This window comes from Cellulomonas citrea, assembly GCF_009829685.1.
Lineage (GTDB): Bacteria > Actinomycetota > Actinomycetes > Actinomycetales > Cellulomonadaceae > Cellulomonas > Cellulomonas citrea.
The window spans coordinates 1-1,226 of record NZ_VWSD01000300.1 but is presented as its reverse complement, the minus strand read 5'-3'; the positions used below and the strand labels follow the sequence as shown (position 1 = coordinate 1,226).

Annotated in this window: 2 protein-coding genes; one reads left to right on the top strand and one right to left on the bottom strand. The window is 73.7% G+C overall.

All coding sequences use genetic code 11. The annotated features are described in order from the left end of the window. Positions 1 to 637 (bottom strand): YibE/F family protein (locus tag F2B26_RS16320; protein ID WP_201292795.1); only part of this gene is annotated, 637 nt, incomplete at its 3' end. Between the two features lie 142 nt (positions 638 to 779). On the opposite strand from F2B26_RS16320, the gene F2B26_RS16315 reads away from it, so the two are divergent. Then, positions 780 to 1,166, top strand: coding sequence for a YbjQ family protein (locus tag F2B26_RS16315; RefSeq protein ID WP_159811130.1), 387 nt, complete (start codon positions 780 to 782; stop codon positions 1,164 to 1,166). Positions 1,167 to 1,226 lie beyond the last annotated feature (60 nt).

Genomic DNA, 1,226 nt, shown 5'->3' with positions numbered 1-1,226 from the left:
GCAGCGCGGTCGACGTGCGCAACGAGAACCCGTGCGCCAGGTAGAGCACGACGAACATGATCGCCGCCGCCGAGACCAGCCCCACCCAGGCCCCGGACTCGCCGTGCACCAGCGCGGGCAGCGTGAAGAACCCGATGACGAGCAACGAGAACCCGAGCCCGAGCAGCGCGGCGAACCCGCGCCAGCGCGCGACGGCGACGACGAGCACGACGAAGAGCCCCGCGAGCACCCCGAGCGGCGGACCCCGGTGGAAGTCGACGAACATGTAGGGAGTCATCCCCGGGGCGCTCTGCGCGACGTGCACGATCTGGATCCGGTCGCCGGGATGGATCGACGAGACGTACTCCGGCGGCGAGTACACCGAGATGGTCGACCCGTCCAGCGTGGCGGTGAGCTGGGCGTCCTGCGAGGTCGACGGCAGGGTCCGGTCCACGGCGGTGACGGTCGCGACGCCGTAGGTCTCGCCCTGCGCCCGCGACGGGATGGTCGGCAGCCCGCCGTGCGGCCACAGCAGCCAGCCGCCCAGCACGGTGGCGGCCAGGGCCGGCAGCAGCACCGCGAGGAAGACCGCGCGCGCCCGACGGCGAACCGCGGGGGCGAGGGTCAGGGTCGTCGAACCGTGGGTGTGCCCGCTCACGGGCACAGGGTCGGCGGGGATGCTGTGGGACCGGCCCCGACACGCCGGGGCGCGCCGACGGCGTCGAGGGCGGGGATGCTCCGGCCGGGTGAGCCCTCGGGCCCGGGCGCACGCCGCGGCGCGAACGTGCCACGCTCGTCCCATGATCGTGGTGACGACGTTCGAGATCCCCGGCTACCGGATCAACGCGGTGCTCGGGGAGGTGATGGGCCTCACGGTCCGCTCGCTCAACCTGGGCACCAGCTTCACCGCGGGCCTGCGCTCGCTGGGCGGCGGTGAGATCACCGAGTACACGAAGATCATGTACCAGTCGCGCCAGGAGGTGATGGCCCGGATGGTCACCGAGGCGGAGAGCCGCGGGGCCAACGCCATCGTCGCGATGCGGTTCGACACCGACTCGATCCAGCAGTTCTCCGAGGTGTGCGCCTACGGCACGGCCGTCGTGGTCGAGCCGATCGCCGCAGGTCAGCCGGGCGCCACCCCGCAGTCGGCCCAGCTGGCCGCCCCCGGGGCCCAGCCGCAGGGCTGACGCCGCCCAGCGGCGTGCCGGGCGGGGACCGCTCGGCACGGCACCGCTGCACGAGGGCGA

Coding starts and splice junctions, on each gene's coding strand:
- F2B26_RS16315 (WP_159811130.1), top strand. CDS start 780: ATGATCGTGGTGACGACGTTCGAGATCCCCGGCTACCGGATCAACGCG.